This window comes from Paenibacillus sp. FSL E2-0178, assembly GCF_038593005.1.
Taxonomy (GTDB): Bacteria; Bacillota; Bacilli; order Paenibacillales; family Paenibacillaceae; genus Paenibacillus_AQ; species Paenibacillus_AQ phytohabitans.
In genome coordinates this window covers 4,586,206-4,610,743 of record NZ_CP151953.1, presented here as the reverse complement: position 1 = coordinate 4,610,743, position 24,538 = coordinate 4,586,206, and the positions used below count along the sequence as shown (strand labels likewise).

18 protein-coding genes, 10 tRNA genes, 3 rRNA genes and 1 other RNA gene are annotated in these 24,538 nt (G+C 50.5%); all 32 read left to right on the top strand.

The annotated features are described in order from the left end of the window. Positions 1-33 precede the first annotated feature (33 nt). The 32 genes from fba to MHI42_RS19770 all read left to right on the top strand — a co-directional run bounded on the left by fba (position 34) and on the right by MHI42_RS19770 (position 24,494). The gene (gene fba, locus MHI42_RS19925) at positions 34-888 is read left to right on the top strand and encodes a class II fructose-1,6-bisphosphate aldolase (RefSeq protein WP_039309634.1); all 855 of its coding nucleotides are present in this window, start codon (positions 34-36) and stop codon (positions 886-888) included. A 246-nt stretch (positions 889-1,134) separates the two neighbouring features. Further along, positions 1,135-2,388, top strand: coding sequence for a UDP-N-acetylglucosamine 1-carboxyvinyltransferase (locus tag MHI42_RS19920; RefSeq protein ID WP_039309636.1), 1,254 nt, complete (start codon positions 1,135-1,137; stop codon positions 2,386-2,388). A gap of 166 nt (positions 2,389-2,554) precedes the next feature. Beyond that, positions 2,555-3,913, top strand: coding sequence for a transcription termination factor Rho (gene rho / locus MHI42_RS19915; protein WP_042132730.1), 1,359 nt, complete (start codon positions 2,555-2,557; stop codon positions 3,911-3,913). A 25-nt stretch (positions 3,914-3,938) separates the two neighbouring features. Further along, complete coding sequence (locus MHI42_RS19910) at positions 3,939-5,216, top strand: radical SAM protein (RefSeq protein WP_042132731.1); 1,278 nt, start codon at positions 3,939-3,941, stop codon at positions 5,214-5,216. A 124-nt stretch (positions 5,217-5,340) separates the two neighbouring features. Continuing rightward, positions 5,341-5,538 carry a 50S ribosomal protein L31 gene (rpmE, locus tag MHI42_RS19905; protein WP_039309646.1) on the top strand — a complete coding sequence of 66 codons (198 nt, stop codon included), beginning with the start codon at positions 5,341-5,343 and terminating at the stop codon, positions 5,536-5,538. A 60-nt stretch (positions 5,539-5,598) separates the two neighbouring features. Continuing rightward, positions 5,599-5,867, top strand: an RNA gene (gene ffs, locus MHI42_RS19900) — signal recognition particle sRNA large type. A gap of 270 nt (positions 5,868-6,137) precedes the next feature. Next, entirely contained in the window at positions 6,138-7,907 is a 1,770-nt protein-coding gene (dnaX, locus tag MHI42_RS19895; RefSeq protein ID WP_342420460.1) for a DNA polymerase III subunit gamma/tau, read from the top strand. 52 nt (positions 7,908-7,959) lie between these two features. After that, positions 7,960-8,271, top strand: a complete 312-nt coding sequence (locus MHI42_RS19890; RefSeq protein WP_039309650.1) for a YbaB/EbfC family nucleoid-associated protein — start codon at positions 7,960-7,962, stop codon at positions 8,269-8,271. 36 nt (positions 8,272-8,307) lie between these two features. Continuing rightward, positions 8,308-8,907: a recombination mediator RecR gene (gene recR / locus MHI42_RS19885; protein WP_171717668.1), complete on the top strand. Its 600-nt coding sequence runs from the start codon at positions 8,308-8,310 to the stop codon at positions 8,905-8,907. A gap of 204 nt (positions 8,908-9,111) precedes the next feature. Further along, complete coding sequence (locus MHI42_RS19880) at positions 9,112-9,378, top strand: DUF2508 family protein (RefSeq protein WP_039310972.1); 267 nt, start codon at positions 9,112-9,114, stop codon at positions 9,376-9,378. Positions 9,379-9,407: 29 nt separating this feature from the next. Next, positions 9,408-9,674 carry a pro-sigmaK processing inhibitor BofA family protein gene (locus MHI42_RS19875; protein ID WP_171717669.1) on the top strand — a complete coding sequence of 89 codons (267 nt, stop codon included), beginning with the start codon at positions 9,408-9,410 and terminating at the stop codon, positions 9,672-9,674. 301 nt (positions 9,675-9,975) lie between these two features. Next, positions 9,976-11,533: ribosomal RNA gene (locus MHI42_RS19870) — 16S ribosomal RNA — on the top strand. 123 nt (positions 11,534-11,656) lie between these two features. Then, positions 11,657-11,773, top strand: a 5S ribosomal RNA gene (gene rrf, locus MHI42_RS19865). Positions 11,774-11,817: 44 nt separating this feature from the next. Then, positions 11,818-11,894, top strand: a tRNA-Ile gene (locus tag MHI42_RS19860). A 29-nt stretch (positions 11,895-11,923) separates the two neighbouring features. Further along, positions 11,924-11,999 (top strand) — tRNA-Ala (locus tag MHI42_RS19855). A 240-nt stretch (positions 12,000-12,239) separates the two neighbouring features. Further along, positions 12,240-15,168 (top strand): 23S ribosomal RNA (locus MHI42_RS19850). Together the 16S, 23S and 5S rRNA genes with 10 tRNA genes alongside form the textbook arrangement of a ribosomal RNA operon. An 82-nt stretch (positions 15,169-15,250) precedes the next feature. Further along, positions 15,251-15,342: transfer RNA gene (locus MHI42_RS19845), tRNA-Ser, on the top strand. 24 nt (positions 15,343-15,366) lie between these two features. Beyond that, positions 15,367-15,443 (top strand) — tRNA-Met (locus MHI42_RS19840). Positions 15,444-15,452: 9 nt separating this feature from the next. Further along, positions 15,453-15,528, top strand: a tRNA-Val gene (locus MHI42_RS19835). A gap of 30 nt (positions 15,529-15,558) precedes the next feature. Continuing rightward, positions 15,559-15,634, top strand: a tRNA-Thr gene (locus MHI42_RS19830). A gap of 18 nt (positions 15,635-15,652) precedes the next feature. After that, positions 15,653-15,730, top strand: a tRNA-Asp gene (locus MHI42_RS19825). Between the two features lie 27 nt (positions 15,731-15,757). Next, positions 15,758-15,833, top strand: a tRNA-Phe gene (locus MHI42_RS19820). Between the two features lie 5 nt (positions 15,834-15,838). Further along, positions 15,839-15,921: transfer RNA gene (locus tag MHI42_RS19815), tRNA-Tyr, on the top strand. Positions 15,922-15,932: 11 nt separating this feature from the next. Next, positions 15,933-16,005 (top strand) — tRNA-Lys (locus MHI42_RS19810). Positions 16,006-16,161: 156 nt separating this feature from the next. Further along, the gene (locus MHI42_RS19805; RefSeq protein ID WP_342420459.1) at positions 16,162-17,106 is read left to right on the top strand and encodes an NAD(P)/FAD-dependent oxidoreductase; all 945 of its coding nucleotides are present in this window, start codon (positions 16,162-16,164) and stop codon (positions 17,104-17,106) included. A gap of 131 nt (positions 17,107-17,237) precedes the next feature. Beyond that, entirely contained in the window at positions 17,238-18,320 is a 1,083-nt protein-coding gene (locus MHI42_RS19800) for a helix-turn-helix domain-containing protein (protein ID WP_341064789.1), read from the top strand. 109 nt (positions 18,321-18,429) lie between these two features. Further along, positions 18,430-19,551: a sn-glycerol-3-phosphate ABC transporter ATP-binding protein UgpC gene (ugpC, locus tag MHI42_RS19795; RefSeq protein WP_042132735.1), complete on the top strand. Its 1,122-nt coding sequence runs from the start codon at positions 18,430-18,432 to the stop codon at positions 19,549-19,551. A 287-nt stretch (positions 19,552-19,838) separates the two neighbouring features. Next, positions 19,839-20,777: an HPr(Ser) kinase/phosphatase gene (hprK, locus tag MHI42_RS19790; RefSeq protein WP_042132736.1), complete on the top strand. Its 939-nt coding sequence runs from the start codon at positions 19,839-19,841 to the stop codon at positions 20,775-20,777. Between the two features lie 12 nt (positions 20,778-20,789). After that, positions 20,790-21,821, top strand: a complete 1,032-nt coding sequence (lgt, locus tag MHI42_RS19785; RefSeq protein WP_039302342.1) for a prolipoprotein diacylglyceryl transferase — start codon at positions 20,790-20,792, stop codon at positions 21,819-21,821. A gap of 8 nt (positions 21,822-21,829) precedes the next feature. Further along, positions 21,830-22,483 carry a pyrophosphatase PpaX gene (gene ppaX, locus MHI42_RS19780; RefSeq protein WP_342420458.1) on the top strand — a complete coding sequence of 218 codons (654 nt, stop codon included), beginning with the start codon at positions 21,830-21,832 and terminating at the stop codon, positions 22,481-22,483. Then, complete coding sequence (locus MHI42_RS19775) at positions 22,480-22,989, top strand: acyltransferase (RefSeq protein WP_039302348.1); 510 nt, start codon at positions 22,480-22,482, stop codon at positions 22,987-22,989. Before ppaX ends, MHI42_RS19775 begins: the two co-directional genes overlap by 4 nt. Before the next feature lie 293 nt (positions 22,990-23,282). After that, a complete protein-coding gene (locus MHI42_RS19770; RefSeq protein WP_342420457.1) occupies positions 23,283-24,494 on the top strand; it encodes an acyltransferase in 1,212 nt (403 codons plus the stop codon). Positions 24,495-24,538 lie beyond the last annotated feature (44 nt).

Genomic DNA, 24,538 nt, shown 5'->3' with positions numbered 1-24,538 from the left:
AAGCAACTCAAACATTTTAGGAGGATTGAAACCATGCCATTAGTATCTATGACAGACATGTTAACCAAAGCACTTGAAGGAAAATATGCAGTTGGCCAGTTCAACATCAATAACCTGGAGTGGACTCAAGCGATTCTTGGTGCAGCAGAAGAAGAGAAATCACCAGTAATCCTTGGCGTATCCGAAGGTGCAGCTCGTCACATGGGCGGCTTCTACACTGTAGTTAAGATGGTTGAAGGTCTTATTCATGACATGAAAATTACCGTTCCTGTAGCAATCCACTTGGACCACGGTTCAAGCTTTGACAAATGTAAGGATGCAATCGATGCCGGATTTACTTCCGTAATGATCGACGGCTCCCACCACCCAATCGACGAGAACATTGAAATGACCAAGAAGGTCGTTGAATATGCTCATGCTAAAGGTGTTTCTGTAGAAGCTGAAGTTGGTACTGTAGGCGGACAGGAAGATGACGTTATCGGCGGCATCCAATACGCTGACCTTAACGAATGCGTACGCATCGTTAAAGAAACCGGCATCGACACTTTGGCTCCGGCACTGGGTTCCGTACATGGTCCTTACCTGGGCGAACCGAACCTTGGATTCAAGGAAATGGAAGAAATTCGTGATGCAGTCAACCTTCCGCTCGTACTTCACGGCGGTACTGGTATTCCTGTACATGACATTCAGAAGTCCATCTCCCTGGGTACTTCCAAGATCAACGTAAACACAGAGAACCAAATCGCGTTTGCCAAAGTAGTCCGCGAAGTTCTGGCTGCTAAACCGGATGCTTACGATCCGCGTACATTCATCGCACCAGGCCGCGAAGCCATCAAACAAACCGTTATTGGCAAAATCCGTGAATTCGGATCCAGCAACAAAGCGTAATTTTAACTCTGCCGCGTAACGGGACAGGTTATTTCCTGCTGTCCCGCCTGCATATCTTTATCAGAAGAGTGCACCGCATAGCCGGTGTCCTTCCGGTAAAGTCATTTCAGATTTCCTCAGAAACGGGTGCCGTCCTTAAGTTAGGGCGGCGCAGCCGTTTCTTCTTCTAATGACCATGTCACCACAAGCCACAGCTGGTATTGCCAGAACAAGCCGCAATACACGTAGGGGGAACCAGATAAATTTATGGAAAAATTAATGATTGGCGGCGGACGTCCGCTAGAGGGCGTTGTAACCATCAGCGGAGCAAAGAACAGCGCAATTGCGCTTATTCCAGCGGCGATTTTGGCGGAATCTGAAGTTGTGCTGGATAACCTGCCTGCTCTTAGTGATGTGGCCGTTTACTCCGAAATTCTGGAGGAGCTTGGCGCGAGTGTATCGTGGACCGGCAGCCAGATGAGAATTAATCCCTCCCGTATCGTATCCATTCCCATGCCTAACGGACCGGTCAAGAAACTCCGGGCTTCTTATTATATGATGGGTGCGCTTCTCGGCAGATTCAAAGAGGCGACGATTGGTCTTCCCGGCGGCTGTAATTTTGAGCCGCGTCCGATTGACCAGCATATCAAAGGCTTTGAAGCGCTTGGTGCGACTGTAACCAACGATCATGGCTCTATTCACTTGTATGCCAAAGAACTGCGTGGTGCCAAGATTTATCTGGATGTATCCAGCGTTGGAGCCACAATAAATATTATGCTGGCGGCCTCACGTGCCAAAGGCTCTACAATTATTGAAAATGCGGCTAAAGAGCCTGAGATTATAGATGTAGCTACCCTATTAAACTCTATGGGCGCTGTTATTAAAGGCGCCGGTACAGAAACGATCCGGATTGAAGGCGTAACTGAAATGCATGGTTGCCGCCATTCCATCATTCCTGACCGAATTCAAGCGGGAACATATATGATTGCCGCTGCGGCAACGCGTGGCAATGTGCTGATAGATAACGTGATTCCCAAGCATCTGGAGGCGCTGACTGCCAAGCTGCTGGAAATGGGAGTAGATATAGAAGAGCTGGATGAGAGTATCCGGGTCATCGGCAGAGCCAAGTACCAGCATGCTGATGTCAAAGCATTGATATACCCCGGCTTCGCCACCGATTTGCAATCTCCGATGACAAGTATGCTAACTCAAGCGGAAGGCGTTAGCGTCTTGAGCGATTTCGTATACAGCAACCGGTTCAAGCATGTCCCTGAATTAGTCCGTATGGGCGCCAAGATTCGCGTCGAAGGGCGTTCTGCAATTATTGAGGGCGGCAAGCTCAATGCCGCGAAGGTGAAGGCTGCCGATTTACGGGCAGGTGCGGCTCTGGTCATTGCCGGACTCACCGTTGAGGAAGGGATTACCGAAGTGACAGGCGTGGAGTATATAGACCGCGGTTATGATAACCTCGTAAGCAACCTGCGCAATTTAGGTGCCGAAGTCTGGCGCGAGAACGAATAAGTATGTACCCGGAACGATTGGAAGGAGCATAATTTGCCTTTAAACTGCATATCTCCTTCCAATTCGGGTAATCCTATCCTAATAAGCATTTTCATAGACTCATATTTTGCCCGGCAGAGAACGCCGGAAGAACTCATTATAAAAATTGAATAGGTGGTTATCACACATGGATCTTCAAATTTCCGATCTGGAAGAAATGAAGCTGACCGATCTGTATAAGCTGGCTAAGAAATACCAGATCCCTTATTACGGAACGCTCAAGAAGCGGGAGCTGATCTTCGCGATTCTCCGGGCGCAGGCTGAGCAGAGCGGTCTTATGTTTATGGAAGGCGTGCTTGAGATCCTGCCGGAAGGCTACGGTTTCCTTAGACCGATTAACTACTTGCCGAGTGCGGAGGATATTTATATCTCGGCTTCGCAGATCCGCAAGTTTGATCTTAGAAGCGGCGACCTTGTATCCGGGAAATGCCGTACACCCAAAGAGAATGAACGTTATTTCGGATTGCTTCAAGTTAATGCCGTCAATGGTGAGAATCCGGCCAGTGCAGCTGAACGATTACATTTCCCGGCCCTTACACCTCTTTATCCGCAAGACAAGCTGCCGCTTGAAACTTCCTCTGCCCATTTATCTACCCGTATAATGGATTTGCTTGCTCCCGTAGGTTTAGGACAGCGCGGTTTGATTGTAGCACCTCCCAAAGCAGGAAAGACGCTCCTCCTAAAAGAAATTGCCAACAGTATCTCCACTAACAATCCTGAGATCGCATTGTTTGTACTGCTGATTGATGAACGTCCCGAGGAAGTAACGGATATGCAGCGTTCTGTTAAGGGCGAGGTAGTAGCTTCAACATTCGACGAGCTTCCGGAGAATCATATCAAAGTGGCTGAGCTTGTGCTTCAACGGGCACTGCGTCTGGTCGAGCACAAGAAAGATGTCGTTATTCTGCTGGACAGCATTACCCGGCTGGCCCGTGCTTACAATCTCGTGGTTCCGCCATCCGGCCGGACACTGAGCGGAGGGATTGATCCTGCGGCCTTCCATCGTCCTAAGCGTTTCTTCGGTTCCGCGCGGAACGTAGAAGAAGGCGGAAGCCTGACCATACTTGCAACAGCGCTGATTGATACCGGATCACGCATGGACGATATTATTTACGAAGAATTCAAAGGCACAGGGAACATGGAGCTTCACCTGGACCGCAAGCTGGCAGAACGCCGTATCTTCCCGGCCATTGATATCCGCCGTTCGGGTACGCGCCGCGAGGAAGTATTGCTTAGCAAGGAAGAACTGGATACCATCTGGTCAATCCGTAAAAATATGAATGAATCCTACGACTTTGTAGAAGGATTCCTGAAGAAACTGCGTGACACCAAGACGAATGCTGAGTTCCTGGCCTCTTTTGATGTGGCCGGCAACAAGGATTCCTCGTCAGCAAACAGTACCGCCAGCAAAGGCGGAACATCGAACAGCGGTTCATCGGCCCGCCGTACCACGCGGCCCAAGACACCTTCTGTGCCTACAACCTGAGAATTGATAACAAGAGGAGACTAACATGTATTTGGTATATGCCGACGGGCAAGGAAACGTATATGATCATCCCGAGCTGTACGGGCTGGCCCGCAGCGGGGATATGATTGTTGAGATACTGGAGGAAGAATTGATCCCGCTGCCTGAAGGCGCTACTCTGGTAGGGCTGCCTAATACGCGGGCAATCGGGATGGATCCCGGGACAGGTGAAATGCTGCCGTTGCCTTTAGGCTCACAGGCTGTTGGAGCGCTGTTGCCGCAGGGCTTTACCCGTCTGTGCCTTCCCGGCTATGTCAAGACAGATAAGACGTATAAGCTTCCGCTCTTCGGTTATTCCGCTGTAGTATGGAAGGATGGCGGATTCTACGTAGCGGCGGATCCTACAGATGATACGGAGCAGTGGAATCCTTTGAATTGTGACCGCGGGGATGTAGAGATTGGCGTCAGTGATTTGACCGCCAAGTACCCGGAGAACCGTCTCTATAATCATCTGTCCAACTGCGCACTGGAATACGAATGCCTGACCTCGTCCAACACCTTCTTGGGCCGCTGGGAAGGTGCTGTTCCGGTCTCCTACTCGTGCAATGCCGGCTGCTTCGGCTGTATCTCGGAACAGCCTGATGACAGCGGGTTTGTGTCGCCGCAGACGCGGATGAACTTCCGTCCCACAGTGAGCGAAGTTTCACAAGTCATGCTGGAGCACCTGAAGACGCCAGAGTCGATTGTAAGCTTTGGACAGGGCTGTGAAGGCGAACCTTCTACCCAGGCGAAGATAATCATTGAGTCCATTCGTGAAGTACGCTCTATTACAGATATGGGTTATATCAATATCAATACGAACGCAGGATTAAGCGATCATATCCGCGGCATTGTGGATGCTGGTCTTGACCTTATGCGGGTCAGCACAATCAGTGCGCTGGATGATCACTATAATGCATACTACAAGCCGCGCGGCTATACGCTGGCTAATGTAGAGAAGTCCCTGAAATATGCAGCTTCACAGGGTGTATATACTTCCATTAACTATCTGATTTTTCCGGGTGTCACGGACCGCGAGGAAGAGATTGAGGCGATGGTTGAGTTCGTTAGACGTACAGACATTAAGCTAATTCAGATGCGGAATCTTAATATTGACCCGGAGAGCTATCTGGAGCTGATTCCTCCTGCACAAGGCGAAATCCTTGGAATGAAGACGATGCTGGAGATCTTCCGCGAGGAGCTGCCGGATGTTGTAATTGGCTCCTTCACCCATGTTCCGCCTGCTGAACTGGCCCGTGCCAAGCAGCGCAGAGTGCACCAGTAACCGCTGAGTTGAGTCTTGCCCAAACCTATTGCAGGCCCCTGGGCTTCCATGCTAAAATGTAGCTTGCGTAATCATATAACTCTAAGTCCGCATGAGGCTTAGGGCGTGAGAGGTGAATATTCAAATGCAAACAGCAATTCAACCCAAGTACAATGTAACTAAGGTAACCTGCGCCTGCGGCAACTCCTTTGAAGCTGGCTCTGCCAAGGAGGAGCTGCGTGTCGAAATTTGCTCCAGCTGCCACCCGTTCTTCACCGGCAAGCAGAAGTTCCTGGATGCCGGCGGCCGAGTTGATAAGTTCAAGAAGAAATACGGCATCTAATTGTTCTGCCGTTTTATTGTTAGTTGATTTTTGTCCGGCCGTAAGCTATACTTATCTTCGCCGTGCTAGACGGGGAGGTAGCGGTGCCCTGTAACTCGCAATCCGCTGTAGCGAGGTTGAATTCCTGTTAGAGGTGCTGTCGATGTGAGGCCTTGGTTCCTATGGGCTGTGTTGACGGTTGGGTCCTCCGCAATGAGTGCTTGTGAACCTGGTCAGGTCCGGAAGGAAGCAGCCATAAGTGAGTTTACTCTTGTGCCGGAGGGTGGCCTAGCCCGAGCAGTTTTGTAGGGTTGCCGCTTGGATCGCAGTCATCAATAACGGGTGCACGGTTTAAATACTATTATGATAGCGTCTTTGCCACAAGCGAAGATGCTTTTTGTTTTTTGAAAGATAAGAAACTATATGCTCATCATACTTTATCCTAATACTTCCCGCTGATACGGATACCTGAAAGCGATACGTAGTATCGCTGCATCGGAAGCACAGGCCTCGTTAGAGGAAGGCGAAAGCGCTTCTGCTTGGTCAAAGACTGGGGAATATAGTATAATAAATTAGCGACAAATGCCGGAAAGCGGCAGCCTGAGAGAGGGTAATGCATAGTGGAACATATCGCGCTGTACCGTGCTTGGCGGCCGCAGTCGTTTCAGGATATGGTAGGGCAGCAGCATATTATCCAGACGCTGCAGAATGCGATCCGTGAACAGCGGGTTTCGCATGCGTATCTGTTCAGCGGCCCGCGGGGGACCGGTAAGACGAGTGCGGCCAAGGTGCTGGCCAAAGCGGTCAATTGCGAGCGGGGCCCGGGTCCGGAGCCGTGCAATGAATGTCCGTCTTGTCTGCGGATCACAGCGGGCAACGTAATGGATGTCCAGGAGATTGACGCGGCCTCCAACCGGGGTGTTGAAGAGATTCGCGATCTGCGGGATAAGGTGAAATATGCACCTACCGAAGTACGCCGTAAAGTGTATATTATTGATGAAGTGCATATGCTGACAACAGAAGCATTTAATGCCCTGCTTAAGACGCTGGAAGAACCGCCGCCGCATGTCATGTTTATTCTGGCTACGACAGAGCCGCATAAACTGCCGGCTACGATCATTTCACGCTGCCAGCGGTTTGACTTCCGCCGGGTTTCCCTGGAGGAGCAGACCGGCCGGCTGAGAGAGATATGCCAGAAGGAAGGCATTACGGCAGATGCGGACGCACTGCAGTATATTGCCCGTCTGTCCGACGGAGGGATGCGGGATGCGCTGAGCATACTTGATCAGATCTCGTCTTTCACAGACGGGAATGTGACGTATCAGCAGGTGCTGGGCATGACCGGAGGAATTCCATCCGAACAGTTCGCCCGCCTGGCTACAGCCATTTTGGAGAGTGATATGGGGCTGCTGCTGGAACTTGTCGAGCAGTTGATGCACGAGGGCAAGAGTGCCGACAAATGTCTGGAGAATCTTTTGTATTATTTCCGTGATTTACTTATGATCAAGATGGTGCCGGGGGCAGACCAGTTAACCGACCGTGTACTGAATCCGGCGGAATTCCGTGATATGGCAGCAGAATTTACCCGTGACCGGCTGTTCCTGATTGTGGAGACGCTGAGCCGCTATCTGGGTGAGATGAAATATGCCACTCATCCGCAGACTTTATTTGAAGTAGCGCTGATGAAGCTGTGCAGTACCCAGCAGGAGGCGGCTCCTTCAGCGGGCGCTCCGTCCTTGGGTGCTGTAGCACCGGAAGCGGGAAGAAGTTCTTCCCCAGTAGATTCGGGGGAACTGGATGCACTCAAACGGCAGATTGCCGCGCTGGAGAAGAAGCTTGAGCAGGCGATCCAATCCGGAGGTGTGGCCGGCGGGCGTGAGCAGGCTGCGCCGCAGAGAGCGGCCGCCCCGCCAAGCGCTCCAAGAGTATCATCTGCAGGCAAGCTTCCGCCGCAGCTCGATAAGTTCATTGCGGGTAAAGACAGCGCTGACTTTGGCAATGTGTATAAGCAGTGGAGCCAGGTTCTGCAGGGCGTGAAGGAAGAGAAAGTAACTGTGCATGCGTGGTTTGTAGATGGAGAGCCGGTGGCAGTCATGGAAGATGCAGTGCTGGTCGCCTTCAAGAATACAATTCACCGGGATACGACTGAGAAGCCGGCCAACCGTCAGGTCATCGAGAATGTGATGTCTGCTAAGCTGGGTAAGCCATACCGGCTGGTGACGATGATGCTGCGTGACTGGAATGAGGCTGCGACCAAGTCAGCTTCCAAGGCCAGTACAGAAGAACTGCATCTGGAGCATGAGCACGAGACTATAGAAGCGAAACCCGAACCATGGATTGACGAGGCGATCCAGCTCTTTGGAGAAGACCTTGTTGTCATAAAGGAATAGAGCCTCAAGCATACTAGCGCAGATAACGCGCATCCCAAAGGAGAGACGATGTATGAATAATATGAACCAAATGATGAAACAGGTAAAGAAAATGCAGGAGCAGATGCTCAAAGCCCAGGAAGAACTGGGCGGTAAGACCATTGAAGGCTCATCCGGCGGCGGCGTGGTTACCGTTCAGGTGAACGGCCACAAAAAATTGCTCTCCATTCAGATTAAACCGGAGGTTGTTGATCCGGAGGATATCGAAATGCTGCAGGATCTGGTGATCACTGCTGTTAATGATGCTCTTACCCAGGCTGAAGAGTTGGCTAACAACGATATGGGTAAATTCACCGGCGGAATGAAGATCCCTGGCTTATTCTAGGCTTACTCCACTCCCGACCAAAGGAGAACCATTACTTTGTATTATCCAGAACCGCTAGCCAAGCTGATAGAAGCTTTTACACGTTTACCAGGGATTGGCCCGAAGACAGCAGCCCGGCTGGCCTTTCATGTGCTTAACATGAAGGAGGATGAGGTGATTGATTTCGCCAAAGCCCTAGTCAGTGTTAAACGAAATCTTCATTATTGCTCGGTCTGCTGTAATATTACCGATACTGACCCGTGCCGGATCTGTCAGGACAAATCCCGCGATGCTTCGATAATCTGTGTGGTTCAGGACTCCAAGGATCTGGTAGCCATAGAGAGAACCAAAGAGTTTGACGGCTACTATCATGTGCTGCAGGGGGCCATCTCCCCTATGGAGGGCATCGGACCTGATGATATACGGCTGAAGGAGCTGCTGACCAGACTCAGTGATGAGCGGGTCAAGGAGCTGATTATGGCGACCAATCCCAACATTGAGGGCGAGGCCACGGCCATGTATATCTCCCGTCTAGTCCGTCCGTTCGAGATCAAGATCACGAGAATCGCCCATGGCTTGCCTGTAGGCGGCGATCTTGAGTATGCGGATGAGGTAACCCTGTCGAAGGCGCTGGAAGGCCGTCGAGAGCTGTTCTGAGTGTTCTGACATTGAATTGTACTTGAAGAGGCCCTTGGGGCCTCTTTTTTTATTAGATATAGACTCCAGGGGCGGCCAGCATTCAACAAAAGAGCAGACGAGCACTGACTCATGGTTCTAAGTTTGTCCCTATTCCGATATGTATGAGATTAACGGGTGTGCGGCACCGGCTGCGCCAGTAGTTATTCATAGGAGGGGATTGCAATGGGATGGTGGAACACGAAATGGCTGGGCAGAGATGCAGAAGGAGCGAATAATGCCCATACGGAAGAAGAGTGGGGTACGGTGTACCATGAGGTACGCAAAGCGCAGTCGGAGTGGGAACGGGCATATCTGATGTTTGATGAGGCAATGGGGCAGGATCAGATTGATTATGCCATCTATATACTCGAGGCGGCCGAGCGTAAATACCAGATCCATCTTAAGCATGCCAAGAGACTGGGGCTGAACCGGAGCCAGCTGCCGATGTAACCGGAATAATTATTGAAGGGGGGATCGCAATGCTAAGAACTGTTGCATTGGGTGTGCTGATTCTGTCAGGACTCTTGTTAATTCTAATTGTATTCAGAAAAAAACTGGGGTGGGCATGGATAAGTGTATTCGGAACTCATCTTATTCTGGCTGCAATCGGCATTTATATCGTTAACTTCTCCGGTATTCTAACGGATGTACACATCCCGCTGAATCCCACAACCATAGGCGCAGTAACGATTCTTGGGCTGCCCGGGGTACTATTGCTGCTGGGTTTAAAATTAACTTTGTTTTAATGGTTGACGAGGGTTGTGGATTTATGATACATTAAGTCTCGGCCCTTTGAGCAAGATGTTCTCGGATAACTTGCTGAAAGCTAAAGCGAAAAAAGAAATTAAAAAAAGCTTGACTGAAACAAAGGTGCTGTGATATATTATAAAGGTCGCTGCTGAAACAAATAACGGCGACAAAAGATGAGACATTGATCTTTGAAAACTGAACAACGAGTGAGTGGGAGATCACGAAAGTGACTTCCAAAATAGAGAATGAAAATTCTCGTCAGATGTTTCAAAATGAGCAATCGCTCTTTCTAAAACCAATTTGGAGAGTTTGATCCTGGCTCAGGACGAACGCTGGCGGCATGCCTAATACATGCAAGTCGAGCGGAGTAAGAATGGAAGCTTGCTTCTATTCTTACTTAGCGGCGGACGGGTGAGTAACACGTAGGCAACCTGCCCTCAAGACTGGGATAACTACCGGAAACGGTAGCTAATACCGGATAATTTCTTTCCTCTCCTGAAGAGAGAATGAAAGGCGGAGCAATCTGCCACTTGGGGATGGGCCTGCGGCGCATTAGCTAGTTGGTGGGGTAACGGCTCACCAAGGCGACGATGCGTAGCCGACCTGAGAGGGTGAACGGCCACACTGGGACTGAGACACGGCCCAGACTCCTACGGGAGGCAGCAGTAGGGAATCTTCCGCAATGGGCGAAAGCCTGACGGAGCAATGCCGCGTGAGTGATGAAGGTTTTCGGATCGTAAAGCTCTGTTGCCAGGGAAGAACGTCCGGTAGAGTAACTGCTACCGGAGTGACGGTACCTGAGAAGAAAGCCCCGGCTAACTACGTGCCAGCAGCCGCGGTAATACGTAGGGGGCAAGCGTTGTCCGGAATTATTGGGCGTAAAGCGCGCGCAGGCGGTCATTTAAGTCTGGTGTTTAAACCTTGGGCTCAACCTGGGGTCGCACTGGAAACTGGGTGACTTGAGTACAGAAGAGGAAAGTGGAATTCCACGTGTAGCGGTGAAATGCGTAGATATGTGGAGGAACACCAGTGGCGAAGGCGACTTTCTGGGCTGTAACTGACGCTGAGGCGCGAAAGCGTGGGGAGCAAACAGGATTAGATACCCTGGTAGTCCACGCCGTAAACGATGAGTGCTAGGTGTTAGGGGTTTCGATACCCTTGGTGCCGAAGTTAACACAGTAAGCACTCCGCCTGGGGAGTACGGTCGCAAGACTGAAACTCAAAGGAATTGACGGGGACCCGCACAAGCAGTGGAGTATGTGGTTTAATTCGAAGCAACGCGAAGAACCTTACCAGGTCTTGACATCCCGATGAAAGCATTAGAGATAGTGCCCCTCTTCGGAGCATCGGAGACAGGTGGTGCATGGTTGTCGTCAGCTCGTGTCGTGAGATGTTGGGTTAAGTCCCGCAACGAGCGCAACCCTTGACTTTAGTTGCCAGCAGGTTAAGCTGGGCACTCTAGAGTGACTGCCGGTGACAAACCGGAGGAAGGTGGGGATGACGTCAAATCATCATGCCCCTTATGACCTGGGCTACACACGTACTACAATGGCCGGTACAACGGGAAGCGAAACCGCGAGGTGGAGCCAATCCCAGCAAAGCCGGTCTCAGTTCGGATTGCAGGCTGCAACTCGCCTGCATGAAGTCGGAATTGCTAGTAATCGCGGATCAGCATGCCGCGGTGAATACGTTCCCGGGTCTTGTACACACCGCCCGTCACACCACGAGAGTTTACAACACCCGAAGTCGGTGGGGTAACCCGCAAGGGAGCCAGCCGCCGAAGGTGGGGTAGATGATTGGGGTGAAGTCGTAACAAGGTAGCCGTATCGGAAGGTGCGGCTGGATCACCTCCTTTCTATGGAGAATCGTTTCCTGCAACGGAAACATTCAAATCGGAAGCTAAGCTTCCACAACGAACCTTAGGGTTCGGACACTCACTCGTGTTCAGTTTTGAAAGAGCAAGTCTCTTTCGTATGCGTTTGGTGGCGATAGCGGAGGGGTTCCACACGTACCCATCCCGAACACGACCGTTAAGCCCTCCAGCGCCGATGGTACTTGGACCGAAGGGTCCTGGGAGAGTAGGACGCCGCCGAGCGAACAATCAATTTATTGGTTGATTCACAATGTTATCTGTTATATGGGCTTTTAGCTCAGTTGGTTAGAGCGCACCTCTGATAAGGGTGAGGTCGGTGGTTCGAGTCCACCAAGGCCCACCATATAACATTTTAGAATTGAATACCTTTATGGGGCCATAGCTCAGCTGGGAGAGCGCCTGCCTTGCAAGCAGGAGGTCAGCGGTTCGATCCCGCTTGGCTCCACCAATACTTCTTTACAAGATTATATGCAAGAACTTGATCCTTGAAAACTGGATACCGAAACGAATTTGCGTTTTAGAACATCTTTTAGCTGAAACTTGTGTAAGCAAGTTGAAATAGTTATTAGTGCAGAACGAAGGTTTTCGATTGTGCAGCGACCTTTGGCTTTGAATGTGTTGGTGAATGGAGCAATCCATGAGCAGCATTCAAAACAAGAGGAGCAAGCAAGCGAAACACCGGAGTGACGGTTAAGCTAATAAGAGCACACGGAGGATGCCTAGGCGCCAGGAGCCGACGAAGGACGTGGCGAACAACGAAACTGCCTCGGGGAGCTGTAAGCAAGCTTTGATCCGGGGGTGTCCGAATGGGGAAACCCAGCTGTGGTAATTCGCAGTTACTCATTTCTGAATACATAGGAAATGCAGAGGCAGACCAGGGGAACTGAAACATCTAAGTACCCTGAGGAAGAGAAAACAATAGTGATTCCGTCAGTAGCGGCGAGCGAACGCGGAACAGCCTAAACCAAGGGGCTTGCCCCTTGGGGTTGTGGGACGTCTCACATGGAGTTACAAAGGAATATGGTAGGCGAAGAGGTCTGGAAAGGCCCGCGATAGAGGTAAAAGCCCTGTAGCCTAAACTGTGTTCTCTCCGAGACGGATCCCGAGTAGTGCGGGGCACGTGAAACCCCGTATGAATCCAGCAGGACCATCTGCTAAGGCTAAATACTACCTGGCGACCGATAGTGAAACAGTACCGTGAGGGAAAGGTGAAAAGCACCCCGGAAGGGGAGTGAAATAGAACCTGAAACCGTGTGCTTACAAAAAGTCAGAGCCCTATTACTGGGTGATGGCGTGCCTTTTGTAGAATGAACCGGCGAGTTACGTTTAACATGCAAGGTTAAGGTGAGAAGCCGGAGCCGCAGCGAAAGCGAGTCTGAATAGGGCGAATGAGTATGTGGACGTAGACCCGAAACCGTGTGATCTACCCCTGTCCAGGGTGAAGGTGCGGTAACACGCACTGGAGGCCCGAACCCACGCATGTTGAAAAATGCGGGGATGAGGTGGGGGTAGCGGAGAAATTCCAATCGAACTCGGAGATAGCTGGTTCTCCCCGAAATAGCTTTAGGGCTAGCCTCGGTGAATGGAGTGGTGGAGGTAGAGCACTGATTGGGTGCGGGGCCCGCAAGGGTTACCAAGCTCAGTCAAACTCCGAATGCCATTAACTTCTTGCCGGGAGTCAGACAGTGAGTGCTAAGATCCATTGTCAAAAGGGAAACAGCCCAGACCATCAGCTAAGGTCCCCAAGTGTGTGTTAAGTGGGAAAGGATGTGGAGTTGCACAGACAACCAGGATGTTGGCTTAGAAGCAGCCACCATTGAAAGAGTGCGTAATAGCTCACTGGTCGAGTGACTCTGCGCCGAAAATGTAACGGGGCTAAACACACCACCGAAGCTATGGCTAGATGCTTTGCATCTGGGGTAGGGGAGCGTTGTATGTAGGTTGAAGGTGTACCGTAAGGAGCGCTGGACAGCATACAAGTGAGAATGCCGGTATGAGTAACGAAAAGATCAGTGAGAATCTGATCCGCCGAAAGCCCAAGGTTTCCTGAGGAAGGCTCGTCCGCTCAGGGTAAGTCGGGACCTAAGGCGAGGCCGAAAGGCGTAGTCGAAGGACAACAGTTTGAAATTACTGTACCACCGTAATCCGCTATGAGCGATGGGGTGACGCAGGAGGGTAGTGACGCGGACTGATGGATGTGTCCGTCTAAGCAGTGAGGCTGATGTGTAGGCAAATCCGCACATCATTAAGGCTGGGCTGTGATGGGGAGCGAAAATTGTAGTAGCGAAGGTCATGATCTCACACTGCCAAGAAAAGCCTCTAGCCAGGAGAAGGTGCCCGTACCGCAAACCGACACAGGTAGGCGAGAAGAGAATTCTAAGGCGCGCGGAAGAACTCTCGTTAAGGAACTCGGCAAAATGACCTCGTAACTTCGGGAGAAGAGGTGCCTCGGTAGGGTGAATAGCCCGAGGGGGCCGCAGTGAAAAGGCCCAAGCGACTGTTTAGCAAAAACACAGGTCTGTGCGAAGCCGCAAGGCGAAGTATACGGGCTGACGCCTGCCCGGTGCTGGAAGGTTAAGGGGAGTGGTTAGGAGCAATCCGAAGCTGTGAACCGAAGCCCCAGTAAACGGCGGCCGTAACTATAACGGTCCTAAGGTAGCGAAATTCCTTGTCAGGTAAATTCTGACCCGCACGAATGGCGTAACGACTTGGGCGCTGTCTCAACGAGAGATCCGGTGAAATTTTAATACCTGTGAAGATGCAGGTTACCCGCGACAAGACGGAAAGACCCCATGGAGCTTTACTGCAGCTTGATATTGAATTTGGGTACGATCTGTACAGGATAGGTGGGAGCCGTTGAGGCAGGAGCGCAAGCTTCTGCGGAGGCGCCGTTGGGATACCACCCTGATCGTATCTAGGTTCTAACCTAGTGCCCTTACCGGGTACGGGGACCGTGTCAGGCGGGCAGTTTGACTGGGGCGGTCGCCTCCTAAAGAGTAACGGAGGCGTTCAAAGGTTCCCTCAGAATGGTTGGAAATCATTCGAAGAGTGCAAAGGCATAAGGGAGCTTGACTGCGAGACCAACAAGTCGAGCAGGGACGAAAGTCGGACTTAGTGATCCGGTGGTACCGCATGGAAGGGCCATCGCTCAACGGATAAAAGCTACCCTGGGGATAACAGGCTTATCTCCCCCAAGAGTCCACATCGACGGGGAGGTTTGGCACCTCGATGTCGGCTCATCGCATCCTGGGGCTGAAGTAGGTCCCAAGGGTTGGGCTGTTCGCCCATTAAAGCGGTACGCGAGCTGGGTTCAGAACGTCGTGAGACAGTTCGGTCCCTATCTGTCGTGGGCGCAGGAAATTTGAGAGGAGCTGTCCTTAGTACGAGAGGACCGGGATGGACGTACCGCTGGTGCATCAGTTGTTCCGCCAGGAGCATGGCTGAGTAGCTACGTACGGACGGGATAAGCGCTGAAAGCATCTAAGCGTGAAGCCCCCCTCAAGATGAGATTTCCCAATTAGTAAGACCCCTTGAAGACGACGAGGTAGATAGGTTGGAGGTGGAAGTGCAGCAATGCATGGAGCTGACCAATACTAATCGGTCGAGGGCTTATCCAACTTTCGAACAACGCAGATTCGTTTCGGATTCAGTTTTCAGGAATTAATTTCCTGTGCGGATTTACATGGCTACCATTTATTTGGAGAGATACCCAAGTGGCTATAAGGGGACCCTCTGCTAAGGGGTTAGACTGCGTAAGCGGTGCGAGGGTTCGAATCCCTCTCTCTCCGCCATTATAAATCCAATACTTGTAGTGTGGCGGCGTAGCTCAGCTGGCTAGAGCGTACGGTTCATACCCGTGAGGTCGGGGGTTCGATCCCCTCTGCCGCTACCATACATACCCGGAGGCTTAGCTCAGCTGGGAGAGCATCTGCCTTACAAGCAGAGGGTCGGGGGTTCGAACCCCTCAGCCTCCACCATTTTCAAATCTTAGATCCACCTTACACCGTGCCGGTGTAGCTCAACTGGTAGAGCAACTGACTTGTAATCAGTAGGTTGGGGGTTCAAGTCCTCTCGCCGGCACCATTTTTTACATTAAATTGTGGAACCGTGGTGTAGTTGGCCTAACATGCCTGCCTGTCACGCAGGAGATCGCGGGTTCGAATCCCGTCGGTTCCGCCATTTTTTTTGTTTTAAGGCTTTTTTTATGGCTCGGTAGCTCAGTCGGTAGAGCAAAGGACTGAAAATCCTTGTGTCGGGGGTTCGATTCCCTCCCGCGCCACCATATATGGAGGCTTAGCGAAGTGGCCAAACGCATCAGACTGTAAATCTGCTCACGTACGTGTTCGGTGGTTCGAATCCATCAGCCTCCATCCCTTTTTATGAGCCATTAGCTCAGTTGGTAGAGCACCTGACTTTTAATCAGGGTGTCGAAGGTTCGAGTCCTTCATGGCTCATCCCAATCAAGAAGTCATCACTTTCATGTGATGGCTTTTTTTATGTTTTCTGGAGGTCTGAATATTAAAAAGTATATAAATTACCCGGATTCGTTTAAAATAACTCCCCTCGTTTAATTATAAGTCTATAATGCTGTAGAAATGAGGGAATGACAATTGATCTATGATGCGATTATAGTGGGCGGCGGTTTTGCGGGGCTTCAGGCGGCTATTCAATTGGGACGTTACTCGGTCCATCAGGTGCTTGTAATTGATGCAGGAGGCGGAAGATCAAGCATATGCCGGAATTATCATAATATATTGGGCTGGCCTGACGGTGTGCCTGGTGAGGAACTGCGGGCCAGGGGGAGGCTTCAGGCGGAAAGGGCAGGTGTAGCGTTTCAGAAGGATAGAATAGTTAAGGCCGAGAAGCCGGACGAATTATTCATACTTCACGGAACCGGGGGGCAGCAATATGTAGGCCGGACTCTGCTGCTTGCTACAGGAGTAATGGACCGGTTTCCTGAGCTGCCGGGCTTACGGCCTGCCCTTGGCATGACGATCTATGTTTGCCCGGACTGTGATGGCTTTGAAATTCAGAACCGGCAGACCGTATTGATGGGCTCTGGTGATGTGGGTGCTAATATGGCTTTTGTTTTAAGGGAACGCACAGGTGACTTGACCTACATTAATCATGAACATACACCCGTCTCGGCTGAAAATCGTAACCGGCTGCGGGATGAGGATATACAGTATATCGAAGAACCCGTTGCCCGCATTGAGGAAGAGAACGGAAGAATTAAGGCGGTAGCCTTGGAGAACGGGGAGGTTCTGCCGGCAGAGCGCGGGTTTATTGCTTTTGGCCAGAATCCGGTACATTCTGAGCTAGCTGCACAGCTGGGAGTGACGCTTCATAAGAACAAGCATGTGGAGGCGAATAAACGTTCTTTAATGACTAATATCGAGCATGTATGGGTGGCAGGAGATGTTGCAGTGCATGCGGAGCAGGCGACGGTCGCTATGGGTGAAGGAGCCATTGCCGGGATCTGGATGCATAAGACTTTGAAAAAGATGAATCCGGTAATTCTGCCTCCAGCCAAGAAGCATTATGCAGAAAAATAGACTTTTGATACACAACTGATCAAATGTCACTCAGGGTTCAGGAGAGCTATTCCGCAATTTGCAGCAAAATATGATAAAATAGGCGAAAAGAGCAAAAGTGGTGGAGAATGGTGACGATGGATAGTGAGGTTTTGCGTCAAAAATTGGAGCAACTCACCGGAAAGAGAACCGGAATCAAGCAGCTCGGGAGGCAGCATTCAGCTTCTCTTTTTGGCATGGGCACGGAGAAGGATCAAGAGCAGGCGGTCTTTCATGAGGGATATTTGTGGATTCCCCTATATGAGAATGACGGGCGTATAACCGCGGTGTGGGTGGAGACAGAAGGGCTGTCGCCTCTGGAACTGCAGCTGGTCAATTATGCGGGCCGTAATTTCGCGGTAGCCCTCAAGGCTACCGGGCTTAAGGAAGAAGGAGAGATGGAGGCCCGTCAGCTTAGCGGCTGGTTGAACTCGCAGCTCGAGCAAGAAAAGGATGATGCAGAGATTCCGGATGATATTACGCTGAAAGGCCGGCTGTTCGGGGATATGATTCCTTTTTTGCTGGTTAGTGAGAATGTCCATAATCCGCAGATGACATACCGTTCGTTAATGAAGCTGCTGCGCAGTTATTTCGAGAACGAAGTTCTGCTAATTCCGCTGTTGGATAAGGAATGGTTAATTTTAGCCCGTAAGGAACTGCTCACCGGCGGAGATGATAAGGAAGATGAGGAAGAAAGTGCTGAGGATCTGCTGTCTCAGACCTCTATGGGACTGCATGAACTGATCGCCAGTGAATGGGTTGGCGTCTTCCATCTGGCGGTTTCTCCGGCAATCATTCCGGTTAAAGGCCTGACAGGCTCCGTGGCGCTGCTGCGCGAGACGATTATTCTGGGCCGGATCTTCCAGGTAGGCGATTATATCCATCTGCCGTGGGAGCTTCATATGGAGCGTCTGGTGAACAGTATCCCCGATGACCGCCGCAGACAGCTGCTGGGTCAGATCGGTGATTATACGGCTGTGCTGGCGGATAAGGAAATGCTGCTGACGCTGGAGACTTTTTTTGAAATGGACTGCAATGTCAGCGAAACCGCGAAGAAGCTGTATATCCACCGGAATACGCTCCTGTACAGACTCGACAAGATCAAACAGGAAACGGGAGCGGATGTCCGCAGTTTCGGGGATGCGGCGATTGTGAAGTTAGCCATGTTATTGTATAAAGTGACGAAAAGAAAATAGGATTTTTGTGAACCTTACAAATAGCCAGGAGGCCTGGTCTGGGGTAAGATAAGTGTACAAGAAAGCGTTTGATTTTCTAATCCAATAATTGACTCGAGGGGGAAATACAATGGCAGGCGTACGTTTAGAGCATATTTTCAAAAAATACCCGGGTTCCGATAAAGCAACAGTAATCGATATCAATCTTGATATTAAAGATAAGGAATTTCTCGTACTGGTTGGTCCTTCCGGTTGCGGTAAATCCACAACACTGCGTATGATCGCAGGTCTTGAAGAAATCTCTGAAGGTAAAATGTACATTGGTGACCGTGTAGTGAATGACGTGGCTCCTAAAGACCGCGATATCGCGATGGTATTCCAATCCTACGCCCTGTACCCGCATATGAGCGTGTATCAGAACATGGCTTTCGGTCTGAAACTGCGTAAAGTGAAGAAAGAAGAAATCGACAAGAAAGTGCGCGAAGCAGCAAGAATTCTCGATATCGAGCATTTGCTGGAACGCAAACCTAAGGCACTGTCCGGTGGTCAACGCCAACGTGTCGCTCTGGGCCGCGCTATTGTCCGTGATCCGCAAGTCTTCCTGATGGATGAGCCTCTTTCCAACTTGGATGCTAAACTTCGTGGTCAAATGCGTGCTGAAATCACTAAGCTGGTTAAACGCCTTGAAACCACTTGTATCTATGTAACGCATGACCAGACAGAAGCTATGACAATGGGTGACCGTATCGTAGTTATGTACGATGGTATCATTCAACAAGCAGCTTCCCCTGAAGAATTGTACAATGAGCCTACAAACCTGTTCGTTGCAGGATTCATCGGATCCCCAACAATGAACTTTATCAATGGTACACTCTCCGATGTTGGCGGCGCTGTCCGCTTCCGCGCAGATAACCTTGATGTTGAAGTTCCAGGCGGCAAAGCTACAATCCTGCGCAACAAAGGTTATATCGGCAAAGATGTAATCATGGGCGTTCGTCCAGAAGATATTCATGAAGAGCCAGTGTTCCTGGAAGCTTCCCCTAACACAATCTTCACTTCGCTGGTTGATGTTACTGAAAACCTTGGTCATGAAATGCTCCTCTACTTGAGCGGCCTTGGCGCTAACACTGTAATTGCCCGTGTAGATGGACGTTCCACTACCCGTGAAGGCAGCAAGCCTAGATTGGCAATCGACATGAACAAAATTCACCTCTTCGATAAAGAGTCCGAACTGAACATTCTGCTGGGATAAGACAAAGCACAGCGGGATATAGGTTATAATAGAAGAAAGCCGCCCTCACAGGCGGCTTTTTCTTGTATTGGGCATGTAGAGCCGGAGATAAAACGTATTGGTCCAAGGACCCGGAAAGCAGGGGATTCCGTCAGGACTGGCTTAGCAATACCGTAGGTAATAAGATTGCATTCATAGGCGTTATCAATTAAGATAGCAGGAGAATTACCTGTAGCTGGAATGGGAAAAGTTGTGAACCCGGGTGCAGGAAACGGGCACAACCGCAGGTGACGAAAGGACGGACATACATGGCTAAGAAGGTAAAGGTATCAGAACTGGTACAGCATTTTCAATTAGAGGTTGTTTCCGGACAAGAGGGTCTGAAAAGACCGATTACAGTGGATGATTTGAATCGTCCGGGACTGGAAATGGCCGGTTATTTCGAATATTATCCGGAAGAACGTGTTCAGCTGCTGGGCAAAACAGAGCTGGCCTTTTTCTCAATGCTACCTGAGGAAGAACGCAAAAGCCGGATTCGCGGGATTTGCAACGATAATACCCCTTGTATTGTAATTACCCGTGCACTGGATGTTCCGCAGGAGCTTATTGAGATCAGTAATGAAAAGGGATTACCTGTGCTGCGCAGCTCAATGGCGACCACTATTTTCTCGAGCAGACTGACAAGCTTCCTGGAAGGCAGACTGGCACCTACGGCAACAATCCACGGTGTTCTCTGTGATGTATATGGTGTAGGTATGCTGATTACAGGCAGCAGCGGTATCGGTAAAAGTGAAACGGCGCTCGAACTGGTTAAACGCGGGCACCGCCTGATCGCCGATGATGCTGTAGAGATCCGTCAGACCTCGGATAACCAGCTGCATGGTACAGCTCCGGAGCTCATTCGTCATTTGCTCGAAATCCGCGGGGTAGGGATTATTAATGTAATGACTCTCTTCGGTGCCGGGGCCATTCGTAATCATAAGCGGATCACACTGGTCGTTAGACTCGAGGCCTGGCAGCAGGATAAACAATATGACCGGCTCGGACTGGACGAGGAGACTACACGGATCATTGACACCGATGTGCCGCTTGTAACGATCCCCGTACGTCCGGGACGTAACCTTGCGGTAATTATCGAGGTTGCAGCGATGAACTACCGGTTGAAACAAATGGGCTTTAACGCGGCTCTACAATTTACGAATAAACTTACAGCCACCATCTCTGAAGACATGGATGATCTGGACTAGGAGTGTGAGAGCATGTTTTTTTCATTAGCGATTAATCCGATTGTCTTCTCCATCGGTTCACTGCCTGTTCACTGGTATGGTTTGATACTGGGTCTTGGTGCATTAGCCGGATTATTCCTTGCTATTCAAGAAGGCAAACGCTACAACATTCCGCAGGAGTTCTTCATGGACATGCTGCTGCTCGGAGTTCCTTCGGCGATCATTGGCGCGCGGATTTATTTTGTAGCGTTCAAATGGGAAGATTATAAGGACAACTTGCTGGATATATTCAAAGTCTGGAATGGCGGTATTGCTATTTATGGCGCGCTGATCGGGGCGATCATCTGCGGAATTATTTATTTCCGTTACAAGGGATATCCGTTCTGGCGTATCGTGGACATTTGTGCACCTGGACTGCTCGCCGGTCAGATGATTGGCCGTTGGGGTAATTTCATCAATCAGGAAGCCTACGGCGGCGTTGTAGAGGAATCTTTCCTGCGTGACAAGCTGCATCTGCCGGACTTTATTGTGAATCAAATGTACATAGGGGATGCGTTTCACCATCCGACCTTCCTGTATGAATCGCTCTGGAGCCTGCTGGGCATTCTGCTCCTCATGGTGCTGCGCCGCCAGAAATTTGTCCGTGCCGGCGAAATCTTCATGTCTTATTTCATCTGGTATTCGATCGGCCGCTTCTTTATTGAAGCTTTACGTACGGACAGCCTAGGATTTAACGGAAGCAGCGGTTTGGCATCGTTCATTAACGGTCTATGGAGTCCGATGAAATGGCTGGGATTTGAGCAGGGGTATTTCGATCCGGCATACGGGAATGTCCGTATCTCACAGCTGCTGGCACTACTGATTATTCTCGTTGCAGTTGTATTGATCATTGTACGGCGTGTCAGCGGTCAGCCGAAGGATCATTATTCTGATCCGATTGTCAGCACTAAACCGGCAGCGGCAGATGCTGTAGTTCCCGAGAGTGCAGTGAATACACCGCAGAAGGCTCCTCAGCCTATCCAGCCGGTGAAGGACTCATCTGAAGATAAGGAAACAAAGGAGTAGTAGAACTAATGATAGAATGCGTGTTATTTGACTTGGACGGAACGATTGTGAATACTAATGAGCTGATCATCAGCTCGTTCATGCATGCGCTGAAGGAGAATAACCTCCCGGCTCTAACCCGGGAAGAGATTATTCCCCATATGGGAACTACGCTCCAGCAGCAGATGAGCGCGTTCTCCGGTCTGCAGGACACAAGCGTGCTGGAGCTTTCTTACCGTTCATATAATTATGCGCATCATGATGAGCTAATCCGTTCTTTTCCTCATGTGAATGAGACTATGGACGGGCTGTTAAGCTGGGGAATAAAGCTCGGGATTGTGACAACGAAGATTCGTCCAACTACTCTCAAAGCGCTGGAAATGTTCGATCTGCTGAAGTATATGGAGACGATTGTGACGGTCAATGATGTCAGTCAGGCGAAACCGCATCCGGAGCCTGTCCTAACCGCGGTTGCTAATCTGGGTGTTGATCCGGCCAGAACTCTCATGGTAGGTGACAGTGCGGTCGATATTCAGTCTGCCAAGGCAGCGGGTGTGCGTGTAGCTGCGGTTGCCTGGTCACTCAAAGGTGAGGAAATGCTGCGGAAGTACAACCCGGATTACATCATCCACGACATGAAGGACTTATATACTATAGTGGAGCAGGAGACGAAGCAGCCGTGAGAAAGTTAACCCGCTATCCGGTGGAGGGCCATAATTCGCTCTGGTATATTTACCGTACGGTGAGCCCGTGGAAGGGCGTACGCAATTTCATTTTTATCCAGATTGCCCGCTACTGTCCGGTCTTGCCGCTTAAGAACTGGATCTACCGCAGGGTACTCGGGATGAAGGTGGGCAAGCATACTGCGTTTGGGCTAATGGCGATGGTGGATGTGTTTTTTCCGGAGAAAATTTCGGTCGGTGAGAACTCGGTTATCGGCTATAACACGACCATTCTTGCCCATGAATACCTCATCAAAGAGTACAGGCTGGGTGAAGTCATTATCGGGGAGAACGTCCTGATTGGAGCCAACACAACGATATTGCCCGGCGTTACGATTGGAGATTGGGCGGTTGTCGCCGCGGGTTCTGTTGTGCACAAGGATGTAGCTGCGGGCTCGTTCGTCGGGGGCAATCCGCTGCGTGAGCTGCGTCCGCCGGGATCAGCGGAGAAGGCTGTAGAAGAATAGTCACCAGGTAACCTCTTACCCTGCAGTTTCATATTGCGTGTATCTGCGCAGGAGCTGCAGGGTTTCTTGTGTAAACTTCGCAGCCTGGGCAATTAAGCAATCTTAAGCAACCTTTAAGTGTTCGGCGGGTATATATTGGCGATATACTTGTAAGTGCAGGAGCGGATCTTTCCGCATACGGACGCGCAGCACATATCAGAATGAAATAATCAGCAGGGGCAGACTTCCTGATAGGTATCACTTCCGCTTGGCGTCTATGAACAGCCATCATAGCAGAGAAGAGGAATCTTAAAGTGAATGCAGCAAAACAGGAACGTCTGCCCCAGCTGGATATATACCGTGCTCTGGCGATATTGGGCGTATTGCATGTCCATTCATCATCTTTTGCGGCCGGAGAATTGGCACTCCAGTCACCCTATTATTATTGGTTAAACTGGATCAACATCTTCTTTAAATTCGGTACACCGTCGTTTATTTTTCTAAGCAGCTTTGTGCTGTTCTATAATTATTACGGGCGGCCCGTGACGCGGAGTCTGATCGGAAGCTTTTACCGCCGCAGGCTGAAGTACATTCTGCTCCCCTATATGCTGGTATCCATCGGCTATTACGGATTGACCCTGTACGTGAATGGGAAGCTGGCACAGCCTCTGGCAGAGAGCATCTCCGGCTTCCTGGGTGCCTTATTTACGGGTTCGGCGTATGCGCATTTGTATTTCGTATTCATCAGCATCCAGTTCTACCTGCTGTTTCCGTTGCTGCTTAAGCTGCTGCAGAGCTCACGGCTGTGGGTGCGCTGGGCTTTTCCGATTGGACTTTCGCTGCAGTGGGTATTCATTATCTGGAACAAGTATCAGCTGCATATTGTGGAAAAAGGAAGCTTGTCGATCTCGTATCTGGCATACTATATGCTGGGCGCCTATATCGCCATTAATTTTGAAGCGATCAAGCTGTGGCTGATGAAGCCTTGGCGTGAACTGGCTGCCAGGTATAAAATGCTTATCCTGCTGCTTGTTACATTGTGGCTCGGAGCGGCCTTCACGCATGTACAATTATGGTATAGAGCCCGCCATTTCGGGATATGGACGGACTCGCTCTGGTACGAGCTGCTCTGGAATGTACATACGATGCTGTCAGCGCTGGTGCTGCTGTATGCCACTTTTCTTATCTACCGCAGGGCACCGAAGGTGATCGTTGCTATTTTGACCCGGCTGGGTGAGGTTTCATTTGCGTTGTATCTGATCCATCCTCTGCTGCTTGCAGTGTATAGAAGATTCGGAACGGGAATTTCTACAGATTCATTAACCTATGTATTCTATATTTACGGAGGATTGGCTGCGGCGCTGGCAGGAAGCTGGATACTTGTGCAATTTGCGTTCCGCCGCATCCGCCTGTCCTGGGTGGCATTCGGGAGCGTACCGCATTCACTTGCCCCTCCGGTGAAGGACAAGCCTGTGCACGGGAGCACCAATAGAGTGCCCGAAGGTAAAGATATCAGTAAATCATGAGAGTTCAACAGACCCCAACTCAGGGCATCAGGGATGAGGGTCTA

What these genes read in the sequence shown, in the direction of transcription:
- fba (WP_039309634.1), top strand. Translation starts at nt 34, where the DNA reads ATGCCATTAGTATCTATGACAGACATGTTAACCAAAGCACTTGAAGGA.
- MHI42_RS19920 (WP_039309636.1), top strand. Translation starts at nt 1,135, where the DNA reads ATGGAAAAATTAATGATTGGCGGCGGACGTCCGCTAGAGGGCGTTGTA.
- rho (WP_042132730.1), top strand. Translation starts at nt 2,555, where the DNA reads ATGGATCTTCAAATTTCCGATCTGGAAGAAATGAAGCTGACCGATCTG.
- MHI42_RS19910 (WP_042132731.1), top strand. Translation starts at nt 3,939, where the DNA reads ATGTATTTGGTATATGCCGACGGGCAAGGAAACGTATATGATCATCCC.
- rpmE (WP_039309646.1), top strand. Translation starts at nt 5,341, where the DNA reads ATGCAAACAGCAATTCAACCCAAGTACAATGTAACTAAGGTAACCTGC.
- MHI42_RS19890 (WP_039309650.1), top strand. Translation starts at nt 7,960, where the DNA reads ATGAATAATATGAACCAAATGATGAAACAGGTAAAGAAAATGCAGGAG.
- MHI42_RS19880 (WP_039310972.1), top strand. Translation starts at nt 9,112, where the DNA reads ATGGGATGGTGGAACACGAAATGGCTGGGCAGAGATGCAGAAGGAGCG.
- MHI42_RS19875 (WP_171717669.1), top strand. Translation starts at nt 9,408, where the DNA reads ATGCTAAGAACTGTTGCATTGGGTGTGCTGATTCTGTCAGGACTCTTG.
- ugpC (WP_042132735.1), top strand. Translation starts at nt 18,430, where the DNA reads ATGGCAGGCGTACGTTTAGAGCATATTTTCAAAAAATACCCGGGTTCC.
- hprK (WP_042132736.1), top strand. Translation starts at nt 19,839, where the DNA reads ATGGCTAAGAAGGTAAAGGTATCAGAACTGGTACAGCATTTTCAATTA.
- lgt (WP_039302342.1), top strand. Translation starts at nt 20,790, where the DNA reads ATGTTTTTTTCATTAGCGATTAATCCGATTGTCTTCTCCATCGGTTCA.
- ppaX (WP_342420458.1), top strand. Translation starts at nt 21,830, where the DNA reads ATGATAGAATGCGTGTTATTTGACTTGGACGGAACGATTGTGAATACT.